The sequence below is a fragment of the Serratia rhizosphaerae genome (genome assembly GCF_009817885.1).
In the GTDB taxonomy this organism is placed as follows: Bacteria; Pseudomonadota; Gammaproteobacteria; order Enterobacterales; family Enterobacteriaceae; genus Serratia_B; species Serratia_B rhizosphaerae.
In genome coordinates, this window is the sequence record NZ_CP041764.1 from 3,368,956 (window position 1) to 3,386,875 (window position 17,920).

The window sequence follows — 17,920 nt, forward strand, 5'->3', positions numbered from 1 at the left end:
TCCTATGCAAACACCCACACAGCCGCGCGCAATCTACTATGTCGTAGCGATACAAATTTGGGAATACTTCAGCTTTTACGGCATGCGTGCGTTACTTATTCTCTATCTGACCCACCAACTCGGCTATTCTGACGGCCATGCCATCGAGCTATATAGCGCCTACGCTTCTCTGGTTTACGTTACCCCCATTCTCGGCGGCTGGCTGGCCGACCGCCTATTAGGCAACCGCGCGGCGGTGATTGCCGGCGCGGTGTTAATGACGCTCGGCCATGTGGTGCTGGGCTTCAGCGGCGCATCCAGCCAGGCGCTTTATCTGGCGCTGGCGATCATTATCTGTGGCTACGGCCTGTTTAAATCGAACATCAGTTGCCTACTGGGGGAGCTGTATCAGCCGCATGACGCACGGCGTGAAGGCGGTTTTTCTCTGTTGTACGCCGCCGGCAACGTCGGCTCGATACTGGCGCCTATCGCCTGCGGGCTGGCGGCGGAACGCTATGGCTGGCATATCGGCTTTGCGCTGGCGGGGATCGGTATGTTCGCCGGCTTGACCCTTTTCCTGTGCGGCGGGCGTCATTTTCGCGGCGTGCGCGGCGTCAACCTGGTGCAGCTGCGTGCCGTCCGCTGGGGCGTGCCGAACTGGGGCTGGCTGGCTGCGGCGTTACTGCTTGCGCCGCTGTTTTTCACCTTTCTGTTGATCCATGGTTTGTCCGGCTACCTGTTGATGCTGGTCTGTTCGGTGGCTGTGGTGTGGCTGGCGCGCATTCTTTGGCGGGCGGATGCCGCCCAGCGCCGGGCGCTGTGGCAAATTATCACACTGATGCTGTTGGGGACGCTGTTCTGGGCCTTTGCGCAGCAGGGGGGCAGTTCTATCAGCCTGTTTATCGATCGCTTTGTCGACCGACGCTGGTTCAGTTGGACGGTGCCGACCGCGCTATTCCAGTCGATCAACGCGCTGGCGGTGATGTTGGGCGGCGTGGCGCTGGCCTGGCTGGCGGGCAACGGTGAAACGAGGCGTCGTGCGTTGCGTACTTGGTGCAAGTTCGCTTTTGGCCTGCTGCTGATCGGCAGCGGATTTATGCTGATGGCGATCAATGCGCGGCTGGGGCAGTTAGGCAAACAGACCTCGATGGGGATGATGATCGCCGGGCTGGCGCTGATGGGGGCGGCCGAACTGTTTATCGATCCGGTGGCGATGGCGCAGATTACTCGTCTGAACATTCCCGGCGTTACCGGTGTGCTGACCGGTATTTATATGCTGGCGACCGGTGCGGTGGCCAACTATCTGGCGGGCGTGATTGCCAGCCATACCGTGGAGCAGCAGACCAGCGGCGCCGCCGTGCAGGCCTATGCGCAATTTTTCGCTCAGGTGGGCTGGTGGGCTGGCGGCAGCGCCAGCGTGATGATTGTGCTGCTGGGCGGCTGGTGGCTGCTGGCGCGCCGTCAAACGCGGGCGGTTAATGCTTGATTGATAATAGCCGCCGGGGTTACCTTGCAGCCATGTCGAGACGATAGAACCTATTCATGGACACCAATCAATTGATCGCCCGGGTGGCGGAACAGCTGGGGGAGCGTCGGCAACTGCTGCTGGCTTTCAGCGGCGGGCTGGATTCCAGCGCTCTGCTGCACCTGCTGATACAGCTACGTCGCCAGCGTCCTGAGTTGCAGCTGCGCGCGCTGCATGTGCATCACGGCCTGAGTTCGTTTGCCGACCGTTGGGTGGCGCACTGCCGGCAGCAGTGCGATTCCTGGCGGGTGCCGCTGACGGTGCGCCGCGTGCAGCTTGACTCCCGCGCCGGCGGTATTGAGGCGGCGGCGCGCGCTGCGCGCTATCTGACGTTGCAGGCGGCGCTGCAGCCGGGTGAATGCCTGCTGACAGCCCAGCATCTGGACGATCAGTGCGAGACTTTTCTGCTGGCGCTCAAGCGCGGCAGCGGCCCGGCCGGGCTGTCGGCGATGGCCGCCTGCGGCGCGCTGGGGGAGCATGTTTTGCTGCGCCCTTTGCTTGGCGTCAGTCGTCAGCAACTGGAGCACTATGCAAAACAGCATCAGTTGGACTGGATTGATGACGACAGCAATCAGGATGCGCGTTTCGATCGCAACTTTTTACGTTTGCAGATCCTGCCGCTGCTGCTGCAGCGCTGGCCGCACTTTGCCGAGGCGACGGCGCGTAGCGCCAGCCTGTGCGCCGAACAGGAACAGCTGCTGGATGAGCTGCTGGCGGAGCAGCTGCAGACGTTGCTGGACGATGAGCGATCGCTGGCGATCGACGGCCTGAGCGCCTGCTCCGCCGCGCGCCGCTTTGCCCTGTTGCGCCGCTGGATCGCGGGCTTTGCGGTCAGCATGCCGGCAAGAGAACAGCTGCAGCGGGTGTGGGATGAAGTGGCGCTGGCCCGTCGTGACGCCGAGCCGCAGCTGCGTCTGGGGAACTATCAGATTCGCCGCTTCCGCCAGCGGTTATACCTGTTGCCGCCGCTGGCGGATTTACGCGATCAATGCCTGGCCTGGCCGGATGAGGCGCCGCTGGCCCTGCCGGACGGTCTTGGCGTGCTCAGCCGTGAAGGCGGAGCGGAACGCGTGCGCGCGCCGCTGCCGCAGCAGCGCGTCAGCGTGCGCTTTGGCGTCAGCGGCACCCTGCGCATCGTCGGACGGGCGCATTCGCGCGCGGCGAAAAAACTGTGGCAGGAGCTGGGTATTCCGCCCTGGCAGCGTGAACGGATCCCCTTACTCTATTATGATGATCAACTGATTGCCGCGCCCGGCGTTTTTATTACCGAGGCGGGGCGGCCGCAGCCGGAACAGGCGTTCTGGTCGCTGCGGTGGCAGAAAACCTAAGTCCCACAGAGGAACGGCAATGAAATTTGTGAGCGTTGTTATTGCAGCAGCCGGGCTGCTGAGCCTGCCGGCGCTGGCCGCAGGCGATGCGGCGGCGGGCAAGAATAAGTCCGCCAGCTGTCTGGCCTGCCATGGCGCGGCGGGTAAGGTGTCGGTGCCGATGTACCCGAATCTGGCGGGGCAAAACGCCCTGTATCTTGAGCATGCGCTCAAGGCTTATCAGAGCGGCGATCGCTCCGGCGGTCAGGCCGAGGTGATGAAGGCTTACGTCTCCGGCCTGTCGGACGCGGATATTGCGGATTTGGCGGCGTATTACGCCAGTCTGAAGCCTTAGCCTATGACAAGGGCAGCCGGCGGCTGCCCTGTAAGAGGAAGAGCGTGACAGTTCAGTCGGAAAGACTGACGACCACGGTACCGATTTCCGGATGGCTGAAACTGCTGATGTGGTCCAGGCGCAGATCGCGCTGCTGGCCGTTCAGTTCGATGGTTAAATATTCAACACGCTTTTTTTGCAGCATATCGACGGCTTTGGCTTCAAGCACTTCACCGTCGCGTAACTCCAACTTCAGAATAAGTTTATGCTGACAGGCGAGTTCCAGGTTGTCGTAATCATCGCAATTGATGGGTTGGTACTCATCATTCATCAACATAGTCGCTCACCAATAAGTTAGCGGCGGCAAAGGCCGCCTGTTCCCGAACGGAGGACGGCAGTGCGCCGTTGGCGGCCACATCGTCCAATGCCTTTAAGACACAGGTTAGTGCATCAGGCACGTAGCCGAGATCTCCGCTGCCGATCCCGGCGTAAAAACGTCGTACTAACTCACAGTATTGTTGCACAATTTCCTCCCTTAAGAACCGCAGAGCCATCAATAATGCTAATGCGATGACGCGCAGGTTTGCGGAGTTTGTCGATCCTGAACGACTATAGCACGGTGTTATTAAGTTATCAGCACCCCCGGTCAGCGCTGAATATCCCGAGCTTTCCCTGCGTAAGCGGATGAAATCAAGTACACTGTGCGCTGGAAATAATGAGGTTACGCATGGCACTGAAAGCGACAATTTATAAAGCCACGGTCAATATTGCGGATATGGATAGACACTTCTATCACGACGCCGCGCTTACCCTTGCTCAACACCCCTCGGAAACCGAGCAGCGCATGATGCTGCGCCTGCTGGCGTGGATTTGCCATGCCGATGAGCGCCTGACGTTTACCAAAGGGCTAAGCGCCGATGACGAGCCGGAACTCTGGCAGCGCAATGACCACAACGGCCTGGAGCTGTGGATTGAACTGGGGCTGCCGGATGAAAAGCGGCTGAAAAAGGCCTGCAACCAGTCGCCGCACGTGGTGCTGTATGCCTACGGCGAGCGCGCTGCACAGGTCTGGTGGCAGTCGATGCAGAGTAAGACGGCTGCTTACCGCAACCTCAGCATTCGCTTTTTAAATGACGAGCAACTGGCTCGGCTGGCGGCGCTGGCCAACCGCAATATGACGCTGCAGGCGACATTGCAGGACGGAACTATTTGGTTGTCCGATGCTCAGAGTAGTCTGGAAATCCAGTTTGCCGAATGGCAGCGGGCCGGAGAGTAACCGTTGCTGGAATTGTCACGAAACGTGGCCATTGCGGACCATGAAATTGTGCTGACGGCCATCCGCGCGCAGGGGGCGGGCGGCCAGCACGTGAACAAAGCCTCAACGGCGATCCATTTGCGCTTTGACATCCGGGCCTCCAGCCTGCCAGAGTATTATAAGGAAAGATTACTGGCCTTTACGCATCATCTGATTACCAGCGAAGGGGTGGTGGTGATCAAGGCGCAGGAGTATCGCAGCCAGGAATTGAATCGTGAAGCGGCGCTGGCGCGGCTGGTGGCGCTGATCCGTCAGGCGATGGTGGTGGAAAAAACGCGCCGGCCGACTCGGCCAAGCAAAGGCGCACAGCGGCGTCGCGTGGAAAGCAAAGTACGTAAAGGCACAACCAAAGCGTTACGAGGGAAGGTTCGTCCCTGACACCTATCATCGAGATAAGAAGCACAGTAGGAGAAAAACTGTGAAAAAAATAACTATTGCCCTGTTATTAGCCGCAGGGACGCTGTCATTGTTCGGTTGTAACAACCATTATCAGCCCAAGGAGCAGGCGCTGCAGCCTATGAAGCAGAGCTACCAGGGCGTACTGCCGTGTGCAGACTGCGAGGGGCTGGATACTTCGCTGTTCCTGGATGAAGACGGCACTTTCGTGCTGCAGGAAACCTACCGCGGCAGCCGTGACGGCGATAAAACCTTCGCCAACTACGGCAAATGGGCGCGCACGGCGGACAAGCTGGTGCTGACCGACAGCAACGGCGATAAGCGCTATTTCCACCCGGTGGGGAAAAATCTGGAGATGCTGGATCAAAGCGGCGCGCCGATTGACTCCAAGCTGAACTATCAGCTGCAGCCGGTGGAGAAAGCGCTGCCGAAAACGCCAATGGCGCTGCGCGGCAGCTACACCTATATGGCGGATGCGGCAGTATTTAAAGACTGTGCGACCGGTAAAACCTTCCCGGTGGATAACAACTTGGCGCTGGAGCGCGGTTACGCCAAAAGCGGCGTTGAAGGCGGCGAGCCGGTATTTCTGATGCTCAGCGGCCACTTCAGCGTACAGCCGTCGATGGAAGAGGGGATGATGGAGAAAGCGCTGGTGCCGGACGGCAATATCAGGTTTGATAAGGCCAAAGGCTGCGACAGCAAATAACAGCGATAAAAAAACCCGCCTCGGCGGGTTTTTTGTTGGCTGAGAAACGTTAGCCTTTGATCTGATTAACCAGATAATCGACGATGTCGCCGGTTTTGAGCATTTGCTTTTCGCCGTCGCGACGGTTTTTGTACTCGATCTCATCGTTATCCAGATTACGATCGCCGATGACGACAGAGTGCGGGACGCCAATCAGTTCCATATCGGCGAACATCACGCCCGGACGCTCTTTACGGTCGTCGAGGATCACGTCGATGCCGTGGCCGCGCAGTTCGGCGTACAGTTTTTCCGCCAGCTCCTGCACGCGGAAAGACTTGTGCATGTTCATTGGCAGAATCGCCACCTGGAACGGCGCGATAGCGTCAGGCCAGATGATGCCGCGCTCGTCATGGTTCTGTTCGATAGCCGCCGCCACCACGCGCGTGACGCCGATACCGTAGCAGCCCATGGTCAGCACCTGGTTACGGCCGTCTTCACCCTGTACGGTCGCCTTCATGGCTTCCGAGTATTTGGTGCCCAACTGGAAGATGTGACCGACTTCGATGCCGCGCTTGATCAGCAGCGTACCCTGGCCATCCGGGCTGGCGTCGCCTTCAACCACGTTACGGATGTCAGCCACCTGCGGCAGCGGCAGATCGCGCTCCCAGTTGATGCCGAAGTAGTGCTTATCGTCAACGTTGGCGCCAGCGCCAAAATCGCTCATTGCTGCGACGCTGCGGTCGATTACCACCGGCACCGGCATGTTGAGCGGGCCAAGCGAACCTGGACCTGCACCCACGGTGGCGCGAATCTCATCTTCGGTAGCGAAGGTCAGCGGTGTTGCCACCTGCGGCAGTTTCTCCGCTTTGATCTCGTTCAGCGCGTGGTCGCCGCGTACCAGCAGGGCGATCAGCGAATGGCCGCTCTCTTCGCTGGCGCGCACCAGCAGCGTTTTCACGGTTTTTTCCACCGGCAGCTGGAACTGTTCAACCAGCTCGGCGATGGTTTTGGCGTTTGGCGTATCGACGATGCGCAGCTCTTCCGTAGCGTCCGCGCGCGGCTGCGCCGGCGCGACGGCTTCGGCCAGCTCGATGTTGGCGGCAAAGTCGGACACGGTGGAGAAGACGATATCATCCTCACCGCTGTCGGCCAGCACCTGGAACTCGTGGGACGCGCTGCCGCCGATGGAGCCGGTGTCCGCCAGTACCGGACGGAAGTCCAGTCCCATGCGGGAGAAGATCTTGTTATAGGCTTCATACATGGCGTCATAGGTCGCCTGCAGCGATTCCTGCGTGGTATGGAACGAATAGGCGTCTTTCATCAGGAATTCGCGGGAACGCATCACGCCGAAACGTGGGCGCACTTCATCGCGGAATTTGGTCTGAATCTGGAAGAAGTTCAGCGGCAGCTGTTTATAGGAGCTGATTTCATTGCGAATCAGATCGGTAATCACTTCCTCATGCGTAGGGCCGAGTACGAACGGACGTTCGCCGCGATCGACGAAACGCAATAATTCCGGGCCGTATTGCTCCCAACGGCCGCTTTCCTGCCACAGATCGGCGGGCTGAACCACCGGCATGGAAACTTCGATCGCATTGGCGTTGTTCATTTCTTCGCGAACGATGTTTTCAACTTTTTTCAGAACCCGCAGGCCGGTCGGCAGCCAGGTGTAAAGACCGGAGGCCAGCTTGCGAATCATCCCGGCGCGCAGCATCAGCTGGTGGCTGATCACTTCGGCATCGGCAGGGGTCTCCTTCAGAGTGGAGAGCATATATTGGCTAGTACGCATGGTGTTTTTGTTCCGTTAGAACTGCAAATTGCAACGGGCTGCCGACAAGGCGGCCAAAATTGTCAAAAGTGATTTAGTTTAACAGCGTGAGGCGGTTGCCAAAAGAGAGCGGGACGAATTTTAACGCGGCTCCAACGACAGCACCTCGGTCATGCCGGCGACGACCCGCCAACGCACGTTGAAGTCCAGCAGCCAGACGGCATAATCTCGCCCTGTATCTTCCCCCTTACGGTAGGCTGGACGCGGATCCTGCGCCAGCACCTGGGTAATGAAACGGCGCAGCTGAGGGTAGCGCGTTTGTTGCTGCAGCAGTTGCTGCTCCGCCAGCGGTGAAAAGCTGACGGGCATATCCGCCGCCGGCGCCGCCTGGGCAAAGCCGGCCACGGCCTGCGGCTGGCTTTCGGCAAACGGCAGGTAGGGTTTGATGTCCACCACCGGCGTACCATCCACCAGATCCAGGCTGCCGAGTTCCAGTACGACCTCACCACCCTGAATGCGCACTTTTTTCAGCTCGACCAGCGACATGCCGATCGGGTTGGGGCGGAAGGTCGAACGGGTGGCGAATACGCCCATGCGGGCATTGCCGCCGAGACGCGGCGGCCGCACGGTGGGGCGCCAGCCGCCATCCATGGTTTGGTGAAAAATAAACATCACCCAAAGGTGGCTGAATGCCTCGAGGCCGCGTACGGCTTCGGCCTGATTGTAAGGCGGCAGCAACAGTAACTCTCCGCCGCCGTCTTCTACCAGCCCCGGTTGCCTGGGAACGGCGAATTTTTCTTTATACGGCGAGCGGATAGTTCCGATCTGATTGACAACAAATTCACTCATTTGGACGAAACGTTAAGCGCAGAACCTTGGCAGACGGCCTGTTGGTAACAGCCGGCGACGCCTTTGACAATCTGGCAGTCGTGCAGCAGTACGGCGTTAGCCTTCATATAGGAGGCACGGATCTGCATACGTTTACGTGCGGTGGTCATGTTCGGCGGGGAGTCCTGAATGGTGGTCTGGCAGGATTCGCCGGAGACTTCACCCAGATCGCGGAACGGCTTGCCGACCAGCTCTTCTGCGCTTTTATACAGTTTTACCGGCGCAGGGCGGGGCGCTGGCGCAGGCTTGCTTGACGTTGTGGTCGTGGGTTTGCTGGTACTGTTTGTCGGGGTTGATTCGGTATGCAGCATGGAGCAGCCGCTAAGCGCAAGCGCTAACAAACAGAGAGGTAAAGCACGCATAGAGATTCCTCTGCCTTTTCATAAAAGTGGCGCTATTGAAGCAATCTATGGTGGAAATAACAAGACGGGCCGAGGCCCGTCTTGCAATTATAGGAACAAAATAGCCTTAAGATTACGAGCTATCTGATGTTATCCCGCCAGGAAAAGCGTGGTATTACCAGCCTTTTACCGCGCCGCCGTTGAAGATTTTGTTCGCGGCTTCGTTTACTTCGTCTGACTGATAAGCCTGAACGAATTTTTTCACGTTTTCCGCATCTTTGTTGTTTTCACGCGCAACCAGCAGGTTGACGTAAGGCGAATCTTTACCTTCGACAAACAGGCCGTCTTTGGCCGGAGTCAGGCCAATCTGGCTGGCGTAGGTGGTGTTGATTACCGCCAGCGCGATTTGCTGATCGTCCAGCGAGCGCGGCAGCTGCGGCGCCTCCAATTCAACCAGCTTCAGGTTTTTCGGGTTTTCGGTCACGTCCAGAATGGTCGGCAGCAGGCCCACGCCGTCTTTCAGTTTGATCAATCCTTCAGACTGCAGCAACAGCAGAGAACGGCCCAGGTTGGTCGGATCGTTCGGCAGCGCGATTTGCGAGCCAGGCTGCAGTTCGCTCAGCGATTTGATTTTCTTCGAGTAACCGGCAATCGGATACACAAAGGTACTGCCGACCGGCACCAGTTTGTAACCGCGATCCTTGATCTGCTGATCCAGGTACGGTTTGTGCTGGAAGGCGTTAACGTCGATATCGCCTTTGCTCAGCGCTTCGTTAGGCAGGACGTAGTCGTTGAAGGTCACCAGCTCCACGTCAAGGCCGTATTTGTCTTTCGCCACTTTTTGCGCGACTTCCGCAACCTGCTGTTCTGCGCCGACGATCACGCCGACCTTGATATGGTTTGGATCTTTTTCATCCTGGCCGCAGCCAGCCAGAGCCAGAGAGCCGATCAGTGCGCCGATTGCCGCGATGGATTTAAGTTTTAACGACATATCCCTTCCTCTTATTAGACTCGCATACAAAGATGCTGTGCGCGTTGCTGTGAAACTTATTTATGGGTGACGGCTTTGACAATCCGATCGCCGCAGAACTGGATCAGATACACCAGGATCACCAGTAATACTAATACGGTATTCATCACCGTGGCGTTATATCCGATATAACCATACTGATAACCAATCTGCCCCAGGCCGCCGGCGCCGACGGCACCGCCCATGGCGGAATAACCCACCAGGGTGATCAGCGTGATGGTGGCGGCGTTGACCAGGCCCGGCAGCGCTTCCGGCAGCAGAACTTTTTTGATGATCTGCAGCGGCGTGGCGCCCATGGCGCGCGCGGCTTCCACCAGGCCGGACGGGATCTCCAGCAGGGCGTTTTCTACCATACGGGCGATAAACGGCGCTGCGCCGACGGTCAGCGGCACGATCGCCGCCTGCAGGCCGATGGAGGTGCCGACGATCATGCGCGTGAAGGGAATCATCCAGACCAGCAAAATAATAAATGGAATGGAACGGAAAATATTCACCAGTGCGGACAGCACTTTATACAGCGCCGGGTTGGCGATAATCTGTCCCGGACGGGTGACATACAGCAGCACGCCGACGGGCAGGCCGATGATAAACCCGAAGAAGCCGGAGACAAAGGTCATCATGACGGTTTCCCACACGCCACGCGCCATTAACCACATCATTGCCTCAGACATAACCCAGAACCTCTACTTTTACCTGATTTTCTTGCAGGAATTTAATTGTCGCCAGTGCGTCTTCATCGCTGCCGTGCAGCTCTGCCAGCATCACACCGAATTTCACTCCGCCCGCATAATCCATCTGCGCGCTGATAATATTGTTGTTGACGTTGAAGCGGCGAGCGGCCTCAGACAGCAGCGGCGCATCCACCGACTGGCCGGTGAATTCCAGGCGCAGCAGGGGTTGACGGTCGCCGCTGCGTTCCGGGCTCAGGCGCTCGGCGTAATCGTCAGGAATATCCAGATGCAGCGTGGACTGAATAAACTGCTGCGCCAGCGGCGTTTTCGGGTGTGAGAACACTTCACTGACGCTGTCTTTTTCAATCAGCTGACCCTGGCTGATAACGGCGACCTGGTCGCAGATGCGTTTCACCACGTCCATTTCGTGGGTAATGAGCAGGATGGTCAGTCCCAGGCGACGGTTAATGTCTTTCAGCAGTTCCAGAATCGAGCGGGTGGTGGCCGGATCCAGGGCGCTGGTGGCTTCGTCGCACAGCAGCACTTTAGGTTGGCTGGCCAGCGCGCGCGCGATCGCCACACGCTGCTTTTGCCCGCCGGACAGGTTGGCCGGGTAGGCGTCGTGCTTATCGGCCAGACCGACCAGCTCCAGCAGTTCGCCGACGCGCTTTTTGATTTCGGCGCGCGGGGTGTTGTCCAACTCCAGCGGCAGCGCGACGTTGCCGAAGACGGTGCGGGACGACAGTAAGTTGAAGTGTTGGAAAATCATGCCGATTTGGCGGCGCGCGCGCGTCAGTTCGCGTTCTGACAGGGCGGTCAGATCCTGGCCGTCCACCAGAACCTGGCCTGATGTCGGGCGCTCAAGCATATTGGCGCAGCGGATAAGCGTACTCTTACCGGCCCCGGATGAACCGATAACGCCATAAATTTGCCCGGCAGGGACGTGGAGAGTCACGTCTGAGAGCGCGTTAATGGTACGCGAGCCCTGCTGGAACACTTTGGTAATGTTAGAGAGTTTAATCATATTCTTCTTATTTTAGCGTGGTTGCCCGTGGCTAGATAAAAGTAAACCTTGGCGTGGAACCAAGGCATGGTCAGATGTTAAGGCGTCTAGACGTCTAAGTCAACGGGGGGAGCTTTCGCTACCGTTCTCAGTATGGGGTAAAACATGCGATACTGTCCGCGTTTTCAGGCCCTCAGGAGCAAACCGGTGACACAAAGCGTTCCAGCTATTTTTTTAGATCGTGACGGCACGATCAATGTCGACCATGGCTATGTCCATGAAATCGATGACTTCCAATTTATTGATGGTGTGATCGATGCATGCCGTGAATTAAAAAACATGGGCTTTGCGTTGGTGCTGGTAACCAATCAGTCGGGCATTGCGCGCGGGATGTTCAGCGAAGAGCAGTTTATGTATCTCACCGAATGGATGGACTGGTCGCTGGCCGACCGCGGCGTCGACTTCGACGGCATCTATTTCTGTCCGCACCACCCGGAGGCGGCCGTTGAAGAGCTGCGTCAGGCGTGCGATTGCCGTAAACCGCAGCCGGGTATGTTGCTACAGGCGCAGCAGGAATTGAATATCGATATGGCCGCTTCTTATATGGTGGGCGATAAGCTGGAGGATATGCAGGCCGCCGCCGCCGCGGGTGTCGGTACGAAAGTTCTGGTACGTACCGGTAAAGCGGTAACGGCAGAAGGGGAGCAACAGGCTGATTGGGTGTTAAATAGCCTGGCTGAGCTGCCGCAGGCGATAAAACAGCGGGTTTAATCGACGTTGTGGCGCAATAGTGAGCGGTTGAGAAAAAAGTGAATATTAATCCTTGTCATTCTGAATCGCCTCCCTATAATGCGCCTCCATCGACACGGAACATGTGAACAACATCACAGAGTATCCGGGGTCGACAGAGAAAAAATTCTGAAAAAATGAATTGACTCTGAAAGAGGAAGGCGTAATATACGCCACCTCGAGTTAGCAAGCGAAAGCGCGTAACTCACTGCTCTTTAACAATTTATCAGACAATCTGTGTGGGCACTCACAAGACGATATCCAGCATCCTCGGATGCAAAAAAATATCAAGTCTTGAAGAGTGACTAACTGAAGTAAAATTCATGCAGTAAATCTTTGAGCAATAGCTATTAACTTAGCGAATCAAGCTTTTAATTGAAGAGTTTGATCATGGCTCAGATTGAACGCTGGCGGCAGGCCTAACACATGCAAGTCGAGCGGCAGCGGAAAGTAGCTTGCTACTTTGCCGGCGAGCGGCGGACGGGTGAGTAATGTCTGGGAAACTGCCCGATGGAGGGGGATAACCACTGGAAACGGTGGCTAATACCGCATAACGTCTTCGGACCAAAGTGGGGGACCTTCGGGCCTCACACCATCGGATGTGCCCAGATGGGATTAGCTAGTAGGTGGGGTAATGGCTCACCTAGGCGACGATCCCTAGCTGGTCTGAGAGGATGACCAGCCACACTGGAACTGAGACACGGTCCAGACTCCTACGGGAGGCAGCAGTGGGGAATATTGCACAATGGGCGCAAGCCTGATGCAGCCATGCCGCGTGTGTGAAGAAGGCCTTCGGGTTGTAAAGCACTTTCAGCGAGGAGGAAGGGTAGTGTCTTAATACGGCACTACATTGACGTTACTCGCAGAAGAAGCACCGGCTAACTCCGTGCCAGCAGCCGCGGTAATACGGAGGGTGCAAGCGTTAATCGGAATTACTGGGCGTAAAGCGCACGCAGGCGGTTTGTTAAGTCAGATGTGAAATCCCCGAGCTTAACTTGGGAACTGCATTTGAAACTGGCAGACTAGAGTCTCGTAGAGGGGGGTAGAATTCCAGGTGTAGCGGTGAAATGCGTAGAGATCTGGAGGAATACCGGTGGCGAAGGCGGCCCCCTGGACGAAGACTGACGCTCAGGTGCGAAAGCGTGGGGAGCAAACAGGATTAGATACCCTGGTAGTCCACGCCGTAAACGATGTCGATTTGGAGGCTGTGCCCTTGAGGCGTGGCTTCCGGAGCTAACGCGTTAAATCGACCGCCTGGGGAGTACGGCCGCAAGGTTAAAACTCAAATGAATTGACGGGGGCCCGCACAAGCGGTGGAGCATGTGGTTTAATTCGATGCAACGCGAAGAACCTTACCTACTCTTGACATCCAGAGAACTTAGCAGAGATGCTTTGGTGCCTTCGGGAACTCTGAGACAGGTGCTGCATGGCTGTCGTCAGCTCGTGTTGTGAAATGTTGGGTTAAGTCCCGCAACGAGCGCAACCCTTATCCTTTGTTGCCAGCGGTTCGGCCGGGAACTCAAAGGAGACTGCCAGTGATAAACTGGAGGAAGGTGGGGATGACGTCAAGTCATCATGGCCCTTACGAGTAGGGCTACACACGTGCTACAATGGCGTATACAAAGAGAAGCGAACCTGCGAAGGCAAGCGGACCTCATAAAGTACGTCGTAGTCCGGATTGGAGTCTGCAACTCGACTCCATGAAGTCGGAATCGCTAGTAATCGTAGATCAGAATGCTACGGTGAATACGTTCCCGGGCCTTGTACACACCGCCCGTCACACCATGGGAGTGGGTTGCAAAAGAAGTAGGTAGCTTAACCTTCGGGAGGGCGCTTACCACTTTGTGATTCATGACTGGGGTGAAGTCGTAACAAGGTAACCGTAGGGGAACCTGCGGTTGGATCACCTCCTTACCTAAAGATATCCTGACTGTGCAGTGTCCACACAGATTGTCTGATGAAAAAGTAACGAGCAGAAATACCTTTATAGGCTTGTAGCTCAGGTGGTTAGAGCGCACCCCTGATAAGGGTGAGGTCGGTGGTTCAAGTCCACTCAGGCCTACCAAATTCTTCCTTATGCTGCGTTATGCTCTCGGTCGTTTACCAAAGTAAACTTCCCGGTCGCATGCCTTGCCTAAGAAAGAATTAACTCTTTGCGAGTTGGTAATAACAAAGGTATTGCACGCGATTATATGGGGCTATAGCTCAGCTGGGAGAGCGCCTGCCTTGCACGCAGGAGGTCAGCGGTTCGATCCCGCTTAGCTCCACCATATAAGTCCGAAAAACACTACTTCAGAGTATATTGGCAACAGTATGCTGCGAAGTATTTTGCTCTTTAACAATCTGGAACAAGCTGAAAATTGAAACATGGCAGCTGAAACTTGTCCCCCGTAGAAGTTCGGGATGAGGAGTAACCTGTCATAGAGTCTCTCAAATGTAGCAATGCGACGATGTCGAAAGACACCTTCGGGTTGTGAGGTTAAGTGACTAAGCGTACACGGTGGATGCCTAGGCAGTCAGAGGCGATGAAGGGCGTGCTAATCTGCGAAAAGCGTCGGTAAGGTGATATGAACCGTTATAACCGACGATACCCGAATGGGGAAACCCAGTGTGTTTCGACACACTATCGTTAAGTGAATACATAGCTTAACGAGGCGAACCGGGGGAACTGAAACATCTAAGTACCCCGAGGAAAAGAAATCAACCGAGATTCCCCCAGTAGCGGCGAGCGAACGGGGAAGAGCCCAGAACCTGAATCGGCTTGTGTGTCAGTGGAAGCGTCTGGAAAGTCGCACAGTAAAGGGTGATAGTCCCGTACACGAAGATGCACAGGTCGTGAGTTCGATGAGTAGGGCGGGACACGTGTTATCCTGTCTGAATATGGGGGGACCATCCTCCAAGGCTAAATACTCCTGACTGACCGATAGTGAACCAGTACCGTGAGGGAAAGGCGAAAAGAACCCCGGCGAGGGGAGTGAAATAGAACCTGAAACCGTGTACGTACAAGCAGTGGGAGCACCTTCGTGGTGTGACTGCGTACCTTTTGTATAATGGGTCAGCGACTTATATTTTGTAGCAAGGTTAACCGAATAGGGGAGCCGTAGGGAAACCGAGTCTTAACTGGGCGTCTAGTTGCAAGGTATAGACCCGAAACCCGGTGATCTAGCCATGGGCAGGTTGAAGGTTGGGTAACACTAACTGGAGGACCGAACCGACTAATGTTGAAAAATTAGCGGATGACTTGTGGCTGGGGGTGAAAGGCCAATCAAACCGGGAGATAGCTGGTTCTCCCCGAAAGCTATTTAGGTAGCGCCTCGTGAACTCATCTTCGGGGGTAGAGCACTGTTTCGGCTAGGGGGCCATCCCGGCTTACCAAACCGATGCAAACTCCGAATACCGAAGAATGTTATCACGGGAGACACACGGCGGGTGCTAACGTCCGTCGTGAAGAGGGAAACAACCCAGACCGCCAGCTAAGGTCCCAAAGTCATGGTTAAGTGGGAAACGATGTGGGAAGGCACAGACAGCCAGGATGTTGGCTTAGAAGCAGCCATCATTTAAAGAAAGCGTAATAGCTCACTGGTCGAGTCGGCCTGCGCGGAAGATGTAACGGGGCTAAACCATGCACCGAAGCTGCGGCAGCGACGCTTATGCGTTGTTGGGTAGGGGAGCGTTCTGTAAGCCGTTGAAGGTGTGCTGCGAGGCATGCTGGAGGTATCAGAAGTGCGAATGCTGACATAAGTAACGATAATGCGGGTGAAAAACCCGCACGCCGGAAGACCAAGGGTTCCTGTCCAACGTTAATCGGGGCAGGGTGAGTCGACCCCTAAGGCGAGGCTGAAAAGCGTAGTCGATGGGAAACAGGTTAATATTCCTGTACTTGGTGTTACTGCGAAGGGGGGACGGAGAAGGCTAGGCTAGCCGAGCGACGGTTGTCTCGGTTTAAGCGTGTAGGGGGAGTGACCTGGTAAATCCGGTTGCTTGCTAACCCTGAGGCGTGATGACGATGCACTACGGTGCAGAAGTAGTTGATGCCAAGCTTCCAGGAAAAGCCTCTAAGCTCCAGGTAACACGAAATCGTACCCCAAACCGACACAGGTGGTCAGGTAGAGAATACCAAGGCGCTTGAGAGAACTCGGGTGAAGGAACTAGGCAAAATGGTGCCGTAACTTCGGGAGAAGGCACGCTGGCGCGTAGGTGAAGTCCCTTGCGGATGGAGCTGAAGCCAGTCGCAGATACCAGCTGGCTGCAACTGTTTAATAAAAACACAGCACTGTGCAAACACGAAAGTGGACGTATACGGTGTGACGCCTGCCCGGTGCCGGAAGGTTAATTGATGGGGTTATGGGTAACCAGAAGCTCTTGATCGAAGCCCCGGTAAACGGCGGCCGTAACTATAACGGTCCTAAGGTAGCGAAATTCCTTGTCGGGTAAGTTCCGACCTGCACGAATGGCGTAATGATGGCCAGGCTGTCTCCACCCGAGACTCAGTGAAATTGAACTCGCTGTGAAGATGCAGTGTACCCGCGGCAAGACGGAAAGACCCCGTGAACCTTTACTATAGCTTGACACTGAACATTGAGCCTTGATGTGTAGGATAGGTGGGAGGCTTTGAAGTGTGGACGCCAGTCTGCATGGAGCCAACCTTGAAATACCACCCTTTAATGTTTGATGTTCTAACTCGGCCCCCTAATCGGGGGTGAGGACAGTGTCTGGTGGGTAGTTTGACTGGGGCGGTCTCCTCCCAAAGAGTAACGGAGGAGCACGAAGGTTAGCTAATCACGGTCGGACATCGTGAGGTTAGTGCAAAGGCATAAGCTAGCTTGACTGCGAGAGTGACGGCTCGAGCAGGTGCGAAAGCAGGTCTTAGTGATCCGGTGGTTCTGAATGGAAGGGCCATCGCTCAACGGATAAAAGGTACTCCGGGGATAACAGGCTGATACCGCCCAAGAGTTCATATCGACGGCGGTGTTTGGCACCTCGATGTCGGCTCATCACATCCTGGGGCTGAAGTAGGTCCCAAGGGTATGGCTGTTCGCCATTTAAAGTGGTACGCGAGCTGGGTTTAGAACGTCGTGAGACAGTTCGGTCCCTATCTGCCGTGGGCGTTGGAAGATTGAGAGGGGTTGCTCCTAGTACGAGAGGACCGGAGTGAACGCACCACTGGTGTTCGGGTTGTCATGCCAATGGCATTGCCCGGTAGCTAAGTGCGGAAAAGATAAGCGCTGAAAGCATCTAAGCGCGAAACTTGCCTCAAGATGAGTCTTCCCTGGGCCTTTAAGGCCCCTGAAGGAACGTTTAAGACTAAGACGTTGATAGGCTGGGTGTGTAAGTGCAGCGATGCATTGAGCTAACCAGTACTAATGAACCGTGAGGCTTAACCTTACAACACCGAAGGTGTTTTAGAGACGGATGACAAAATCGTCGGGAACGATTTTGAACAACGCGGAGCGTTGGCCCCGAAGGGGTGAGTATCAGGATGATACGAATAATTTTCAGCGAAGTTCCGAGATTGGATTGACTGGCGGCGTTGACGCGTTGCGGGTTGATTGAAACAGAATTTGCCTGGCGGCAATAGCGCGGTGGTCCCACCTGACCCCATGCCGAACTCAGAAGTGAAACGCCGTAGCGCCGATGGTAGTGTGGGGTCTCCCCATGCGAGAGTAGGACACTGCCAGGCATCAAACAAAGTAGAAAGTCTCATGCGAAAGCATGAGGCTTTTTGCGTTTTTGGCCGTTAGGATCGTTTTATACGGGCGCACTGTAACAGTGCGTGACTTTCATCCTACTGTTTAACCCGCATCACAAAAATCACGACAATATTCTTCGCCTGCTACTCATTAAGTTGTTAATTTGTTGTAAATAACAAAGCAACAATAAACCTGCAGG

At 56.0% G+C, this 17,920-nt stretch carries 15 protein-coding genes, 2 tRNA genes and 3 rRNA genes; 12 read left to right on the top strand and 8 right to left on the bottom strand.

What is annotated here, in order from left to right; genetic code table 11:
- Positions 1 to 4 precede the first annotated feature (4 nt).
- The 3 genes from dtpD to FO014_RS15685 are packed head-to-tail and all read left to right on the top strand — an operon-like array spanning position 5 to position 3,166.
- The gene (dtpD, locus tag FO014_RS15675) at positions 5 to 1,465 is read left to right on the top strand and encodes a dipeptide permease DtpD (RefSeq protein WP_160030204.1); all 1,461 of its coding nucleotides are present in this window, start codon (positions 5 to 7) and stop codon (positions 1,463 to 1,465) included.
- Positions 1,466 to 1,521: 56 nt separating this feature from the next.
- Positions 1,522 to 2,832, top strand: a complete 1,311-nt coding sequence (tilS, locus tag FO014_RS15680) for a tRNA lysidine(34) synthetase TilS (protein WP_160030205.1) — start codon at positions 1,522 to 1,524, stop codon at positions 2,830 to 2,832.
- Positions 2,833 to 2,851: 19 nt separating this feature from the next.
- The gene (locus FO014_RS15685) at positions 2,852 to 3,166 is read left to right on the top strand and encodes a c-type cytochrome (RefSeq protein ID WP_105232290.1); all 315 of its coding nucleotides are present in this window, start codon (positions 2,852 to 2,854) and stop codon (positions 3,164 to 3,166) included.
- A gap of 52 nt (positions 3,167 to 3,218) precedes the next feature.
- On the opposite strand, the gene rof is transcribed toward FO014_RS15685, so the two are convergent.
- Both rof and FO014_RS15695 read right to left on the bottom strand, forming a co-directional pair.
- Positions 3,219 to 3,482 carry a Rho-binding antiterminator gene (gene rof, locus FO014_RS15690; protein ID WP_105232289.1) on the bottom strand — a complete coding sequence of 88 codons (264 nt, stop codon included), beginning with the start codon at positions 3,480 to 3,482 and terminating at the stop codon, positions 3,219 to 3,221.
- The gene (locus tag FO014_RS15695; RefSeq protein WP_015673539.1) at positions 3,469 to 3,669 is read right to left on the bottom strand and encodes a YaeP family protein; all 201 of its coding nucleotides are present in this window, start codon (positions 3,667 to 3,669) and stop codon (positions 3,469 to 3,471) included. The genes rof and FO014_RS15695 overlap by 14 nt, the downstream gene beginning before the upstream one ends.
- A 203-nt stretch (positions 3,670 to 3,872) precedes the next feature.
- On the opposite strand from FO014_RS15695, the gene FO014_RS15700 reads away from it, so the two are divergent.
- The 3 genes from FO014_RS15700 to nlpE are packed head-to-tail and all read left to right on the top strand — an operon-like array spanning position 3,873 to position 5,562.
- On the top strand, positions 3,873 to 4,421 hold the full coding sequence (locus FO014_RS15700; protein ID WP_160030206.1) for a YaeQ family protein: 549 nt from the start codon (positions 3,873 to 3,875) through the stop codon (positions 4,419 to 4,421).
- A 3-nt stretch (positions 4,422 to 4,424) separates the two neighbouring features.
- On the top strand, positions 4,425 to 4,838 hold the full coding sequence (arfB, locus tag FO014_RS15705) for an alternative ribosome rescue aminoacyl-tRNA hydrolase ArfB (protein ID WP_111736567.1): 414 nt from the start codon (positions 4,425 to 4,427) through the stop codon (positions 4,836 to 4,838).
- Between the two features lie 40 nt (positions 4,839 to 4,878).
- Complete coding sequence (gene nlpE, locus FO014_RS15710) at positions 4,879 to 5,562, top strand: envelope stress response activation lipoprotein NlpE (RefSeq protein ID WP_160030207.1); 684 nt, start codon at positions 4,879 to 4,881, stop codon at positions 5,560 to 5,562.
- A gap of 49 nt (positions 5,563 to 5,611) precedes the next feature.
- Here nlpE and proS read toward each other — a convergent pair whose 3' ends face one another.
- From proS to metN, 6 genes are all read right to left on the bottom strand, one after another.
- Positions 5,612 to 7,330: a proline--tRNA ligase gene (gene proS / locus FO014_RS15715; protein ID WP_160030208.1), complete on the bottom strand. Its 1,719-nt coding sequence runs from the start codon at positions 7,328 to 7,330 to the stop codon at positions 5,612 to 5,614.
- Between the two features lie 120 nt (positions 7,331 to 7,450).
- The gene (gene tsaA, locus FO014_RS15720; protein ID WP_105232283.1) at positions 7,451 to 8,158 is read right to left on the bottom strand and encodes a tRNA (N6-threonylcarbamoyladenosine(37)-N6)-methyltransferase TrmO; all 708 of its coding nucleotides are present in this window, start codon (positions 8,156 to 8,158) and stop codon (positions 7,451 to 7,453) included.
- On the bottom strand, positions 8,155 to 8,559 hold the full coding sequence (gene rcsF / locus FO014_RS15725; protein ID WP_105232282.1) for an Rcs stress response system protein RcsF: 405 nt from the start codon (positions 8,557 to 8,559) through the stop codon (positions 8,155 to 8,157). Before rcsF ends, tsaA begins: the two co-directional genes overlap by 4 nt.
- A gap of 154 nt (positions 8,560 to 8,713) precedes the next feature.
- Positions 8,714 to 9,529 carry a MetQ/NlpA family lipoprotein gene (locus FO014_RS15730; protein WP_160030209.1) on the bottom strand — a complete coding sequence of 272 codons (816 nt, stop codon included), beginning with the start codon at positions 9,527 to 9,529 and terminating at the stop codon, positions 8,714 to 8,716.
- A 56-nt stretch (positions 9,530 to 9,585) separates the two neighbouring features.
- Positions 9,586 to 10,239 (bottom strand): methionine ABC transporter permease MetI, encoded by a 654-nt coding sequence (locus FO014_RS15735; RefSeq protein ID WP_015673531.1) that lies wholly within the window; start codon positions 10,237 to 10,239, stop codon positions 9,586 to 9,588.
- The gene (gene metN / locus FO014_RS15740; protein ID WP_160030210.1) at positions 10,232 to 11,263 is read right to left on the bottom strand and encodes a methionine ABC transporter ATP-binding protein MetN; all 1,032 of its coding nucleotides are present in this window, start codon (positions 11,261 to 11,263) and stop codon (positions 10,232 to 10,234) included. The genes FO014_RS15735 and metN overlap by 8 nt, the downstream gene beginning before the upstream one ends.
- 186 nt (positions 11,264 to 11,449) lie before the next feature.
- Here metN and gmhB point away from each other — a divergent pair, with 186 nt between their 5' ends.
- From gmhB to rrf, 6 genes are all read left to right on the top strand, one after another.
- On the top strand, positions 11,450 to 12,013 hold the full coding sequence (gene gmhB, locus FO014_RS15745; protein WP_160030211.1) for a D-glycero-beta-D-manno-heptose 1,7-bisphosphate 7-phosphatase: 564 nt from the start codon (positions 11,450 to 11,452) through the stop codon (positions 12,011 to 12,013).
- A 390-nt stretch (positions 12,014 to 12,403) separates the two neighbouring features.
- Positions 12,404 to 13,945 (top strand): 16S ribosomal RNA (locus FO014_RS15750).
- A gap of 74 nt (positions 13,946 to 14,019) precedes the next feature.
- Positions 14,020 to 14,096, top strand: a tRNA-Ile gene (locus FO014_RS15755).
- Positions 14,097 to 14,225: 129 nt separating this feature from the next.
- A tRNA-Ala gene (locus tag FO014_RS15760) sits at positions 14,226 to 14,301 on the top strand.
- A gap of 207 nt (positions 14,302 to 14,508) precedes the next feature.
- Positions 14,509 to 17,416 (top strand): 23S ribosomal RNA (locus tag FO014_RS15765).
- Between the two features lie 179 nt (positions 17,417 to 17,595).
- Positions 17,596 to 17,711, top strand: a 5S ribosomal RNA gene (gene rrf / locus FO014_RS15770).
- Together the 16S, 23S and 5S rRNA genes with 2 tRNA genes alongside form the textbook arrangement of a ribosomal RNA operon.
- The last annotated feature ends 209 nt before the right edge of the window (positions 17,712 to 17,920 follow it).

Excerpts from the sequence above, each read along its gene's own strand:
- proS (WP_160030208.1), bottom strand. The coding sequence starts at position 7,330 with ATGCGTACTAGCCAATATATGCTCTCCACTCTGAAGGAGACCCCTGCC.
- FO014_RS15730 (WP_160030209.1), bottom strand. The coding sequence starts at position 9,529 with ATGTCGTTAAAACTTAAATCCATCGCGGCAATCGGCGCACTGATCGGC.
- tsaA (WP_105232283.1), bottom strand. The coding sequence starts at position 8,158 with ATGAGTGAATTTGTTGTCAATCAGATCGGAACTATCCGCTCGCCGTAT.
- tilS (WP_160030205.1), top strand. The coding sequence starts at position 1,522 with ATGGACACCAATCAATTGATCGCCCGGGTGGCGGAACAGCTGGGGGAG.
- FO014_RS15685 (WP_105232290.1), top strand. The coding sequence starts at position 2,852 with ATGAAATTTGTGAGCGTTGTTATTGCAGCAGCCGGGCTGCTGAGCCTG.
- rcsF (WP_105232282.1), bottom strand. The coding sequence starts at position 8,559 with ATGCGTGCTTTACCTCTCTGTTTGTTAGCGCTTGCGCTTAGCGGCTGC.
- FO014_RS15700 (WP_160030206.1), top strand. The coding sequence starts at position 3,873 with ATGGCACTGAAAGCGACAATTTATAAAGCCACGGTCAATATTGCGGAT.
- rof (WP_105232289.1), bottom strand. The coding sequence starts at position 3,482 with ATGTTGATGAATGATGAGTACCAACCCATCAATTGCGATGATTACGAC.
- dtpD (WP_160030204.1), top strand. The coding sequence starts at position 5 with ATGCAAACACCCACACAGCCGCGCGCAATCTACTATGTCGTAGCGATA.
- metN (WP_160030210.1), bottom strand. The coding sequence starts at position 11,263 with ATGATTAAACTCTCTAACATTACCAAAGTGTTCCAGCAGGGCTCGCGT.
- FO014_RS15735 (WP_015673531.1), bottom strand. The coding sequence starts at position 10,239 with ATGTCTGAGGCAATGATGTGGTTAATGGCGCGTGGCGTGTGGGAAACC.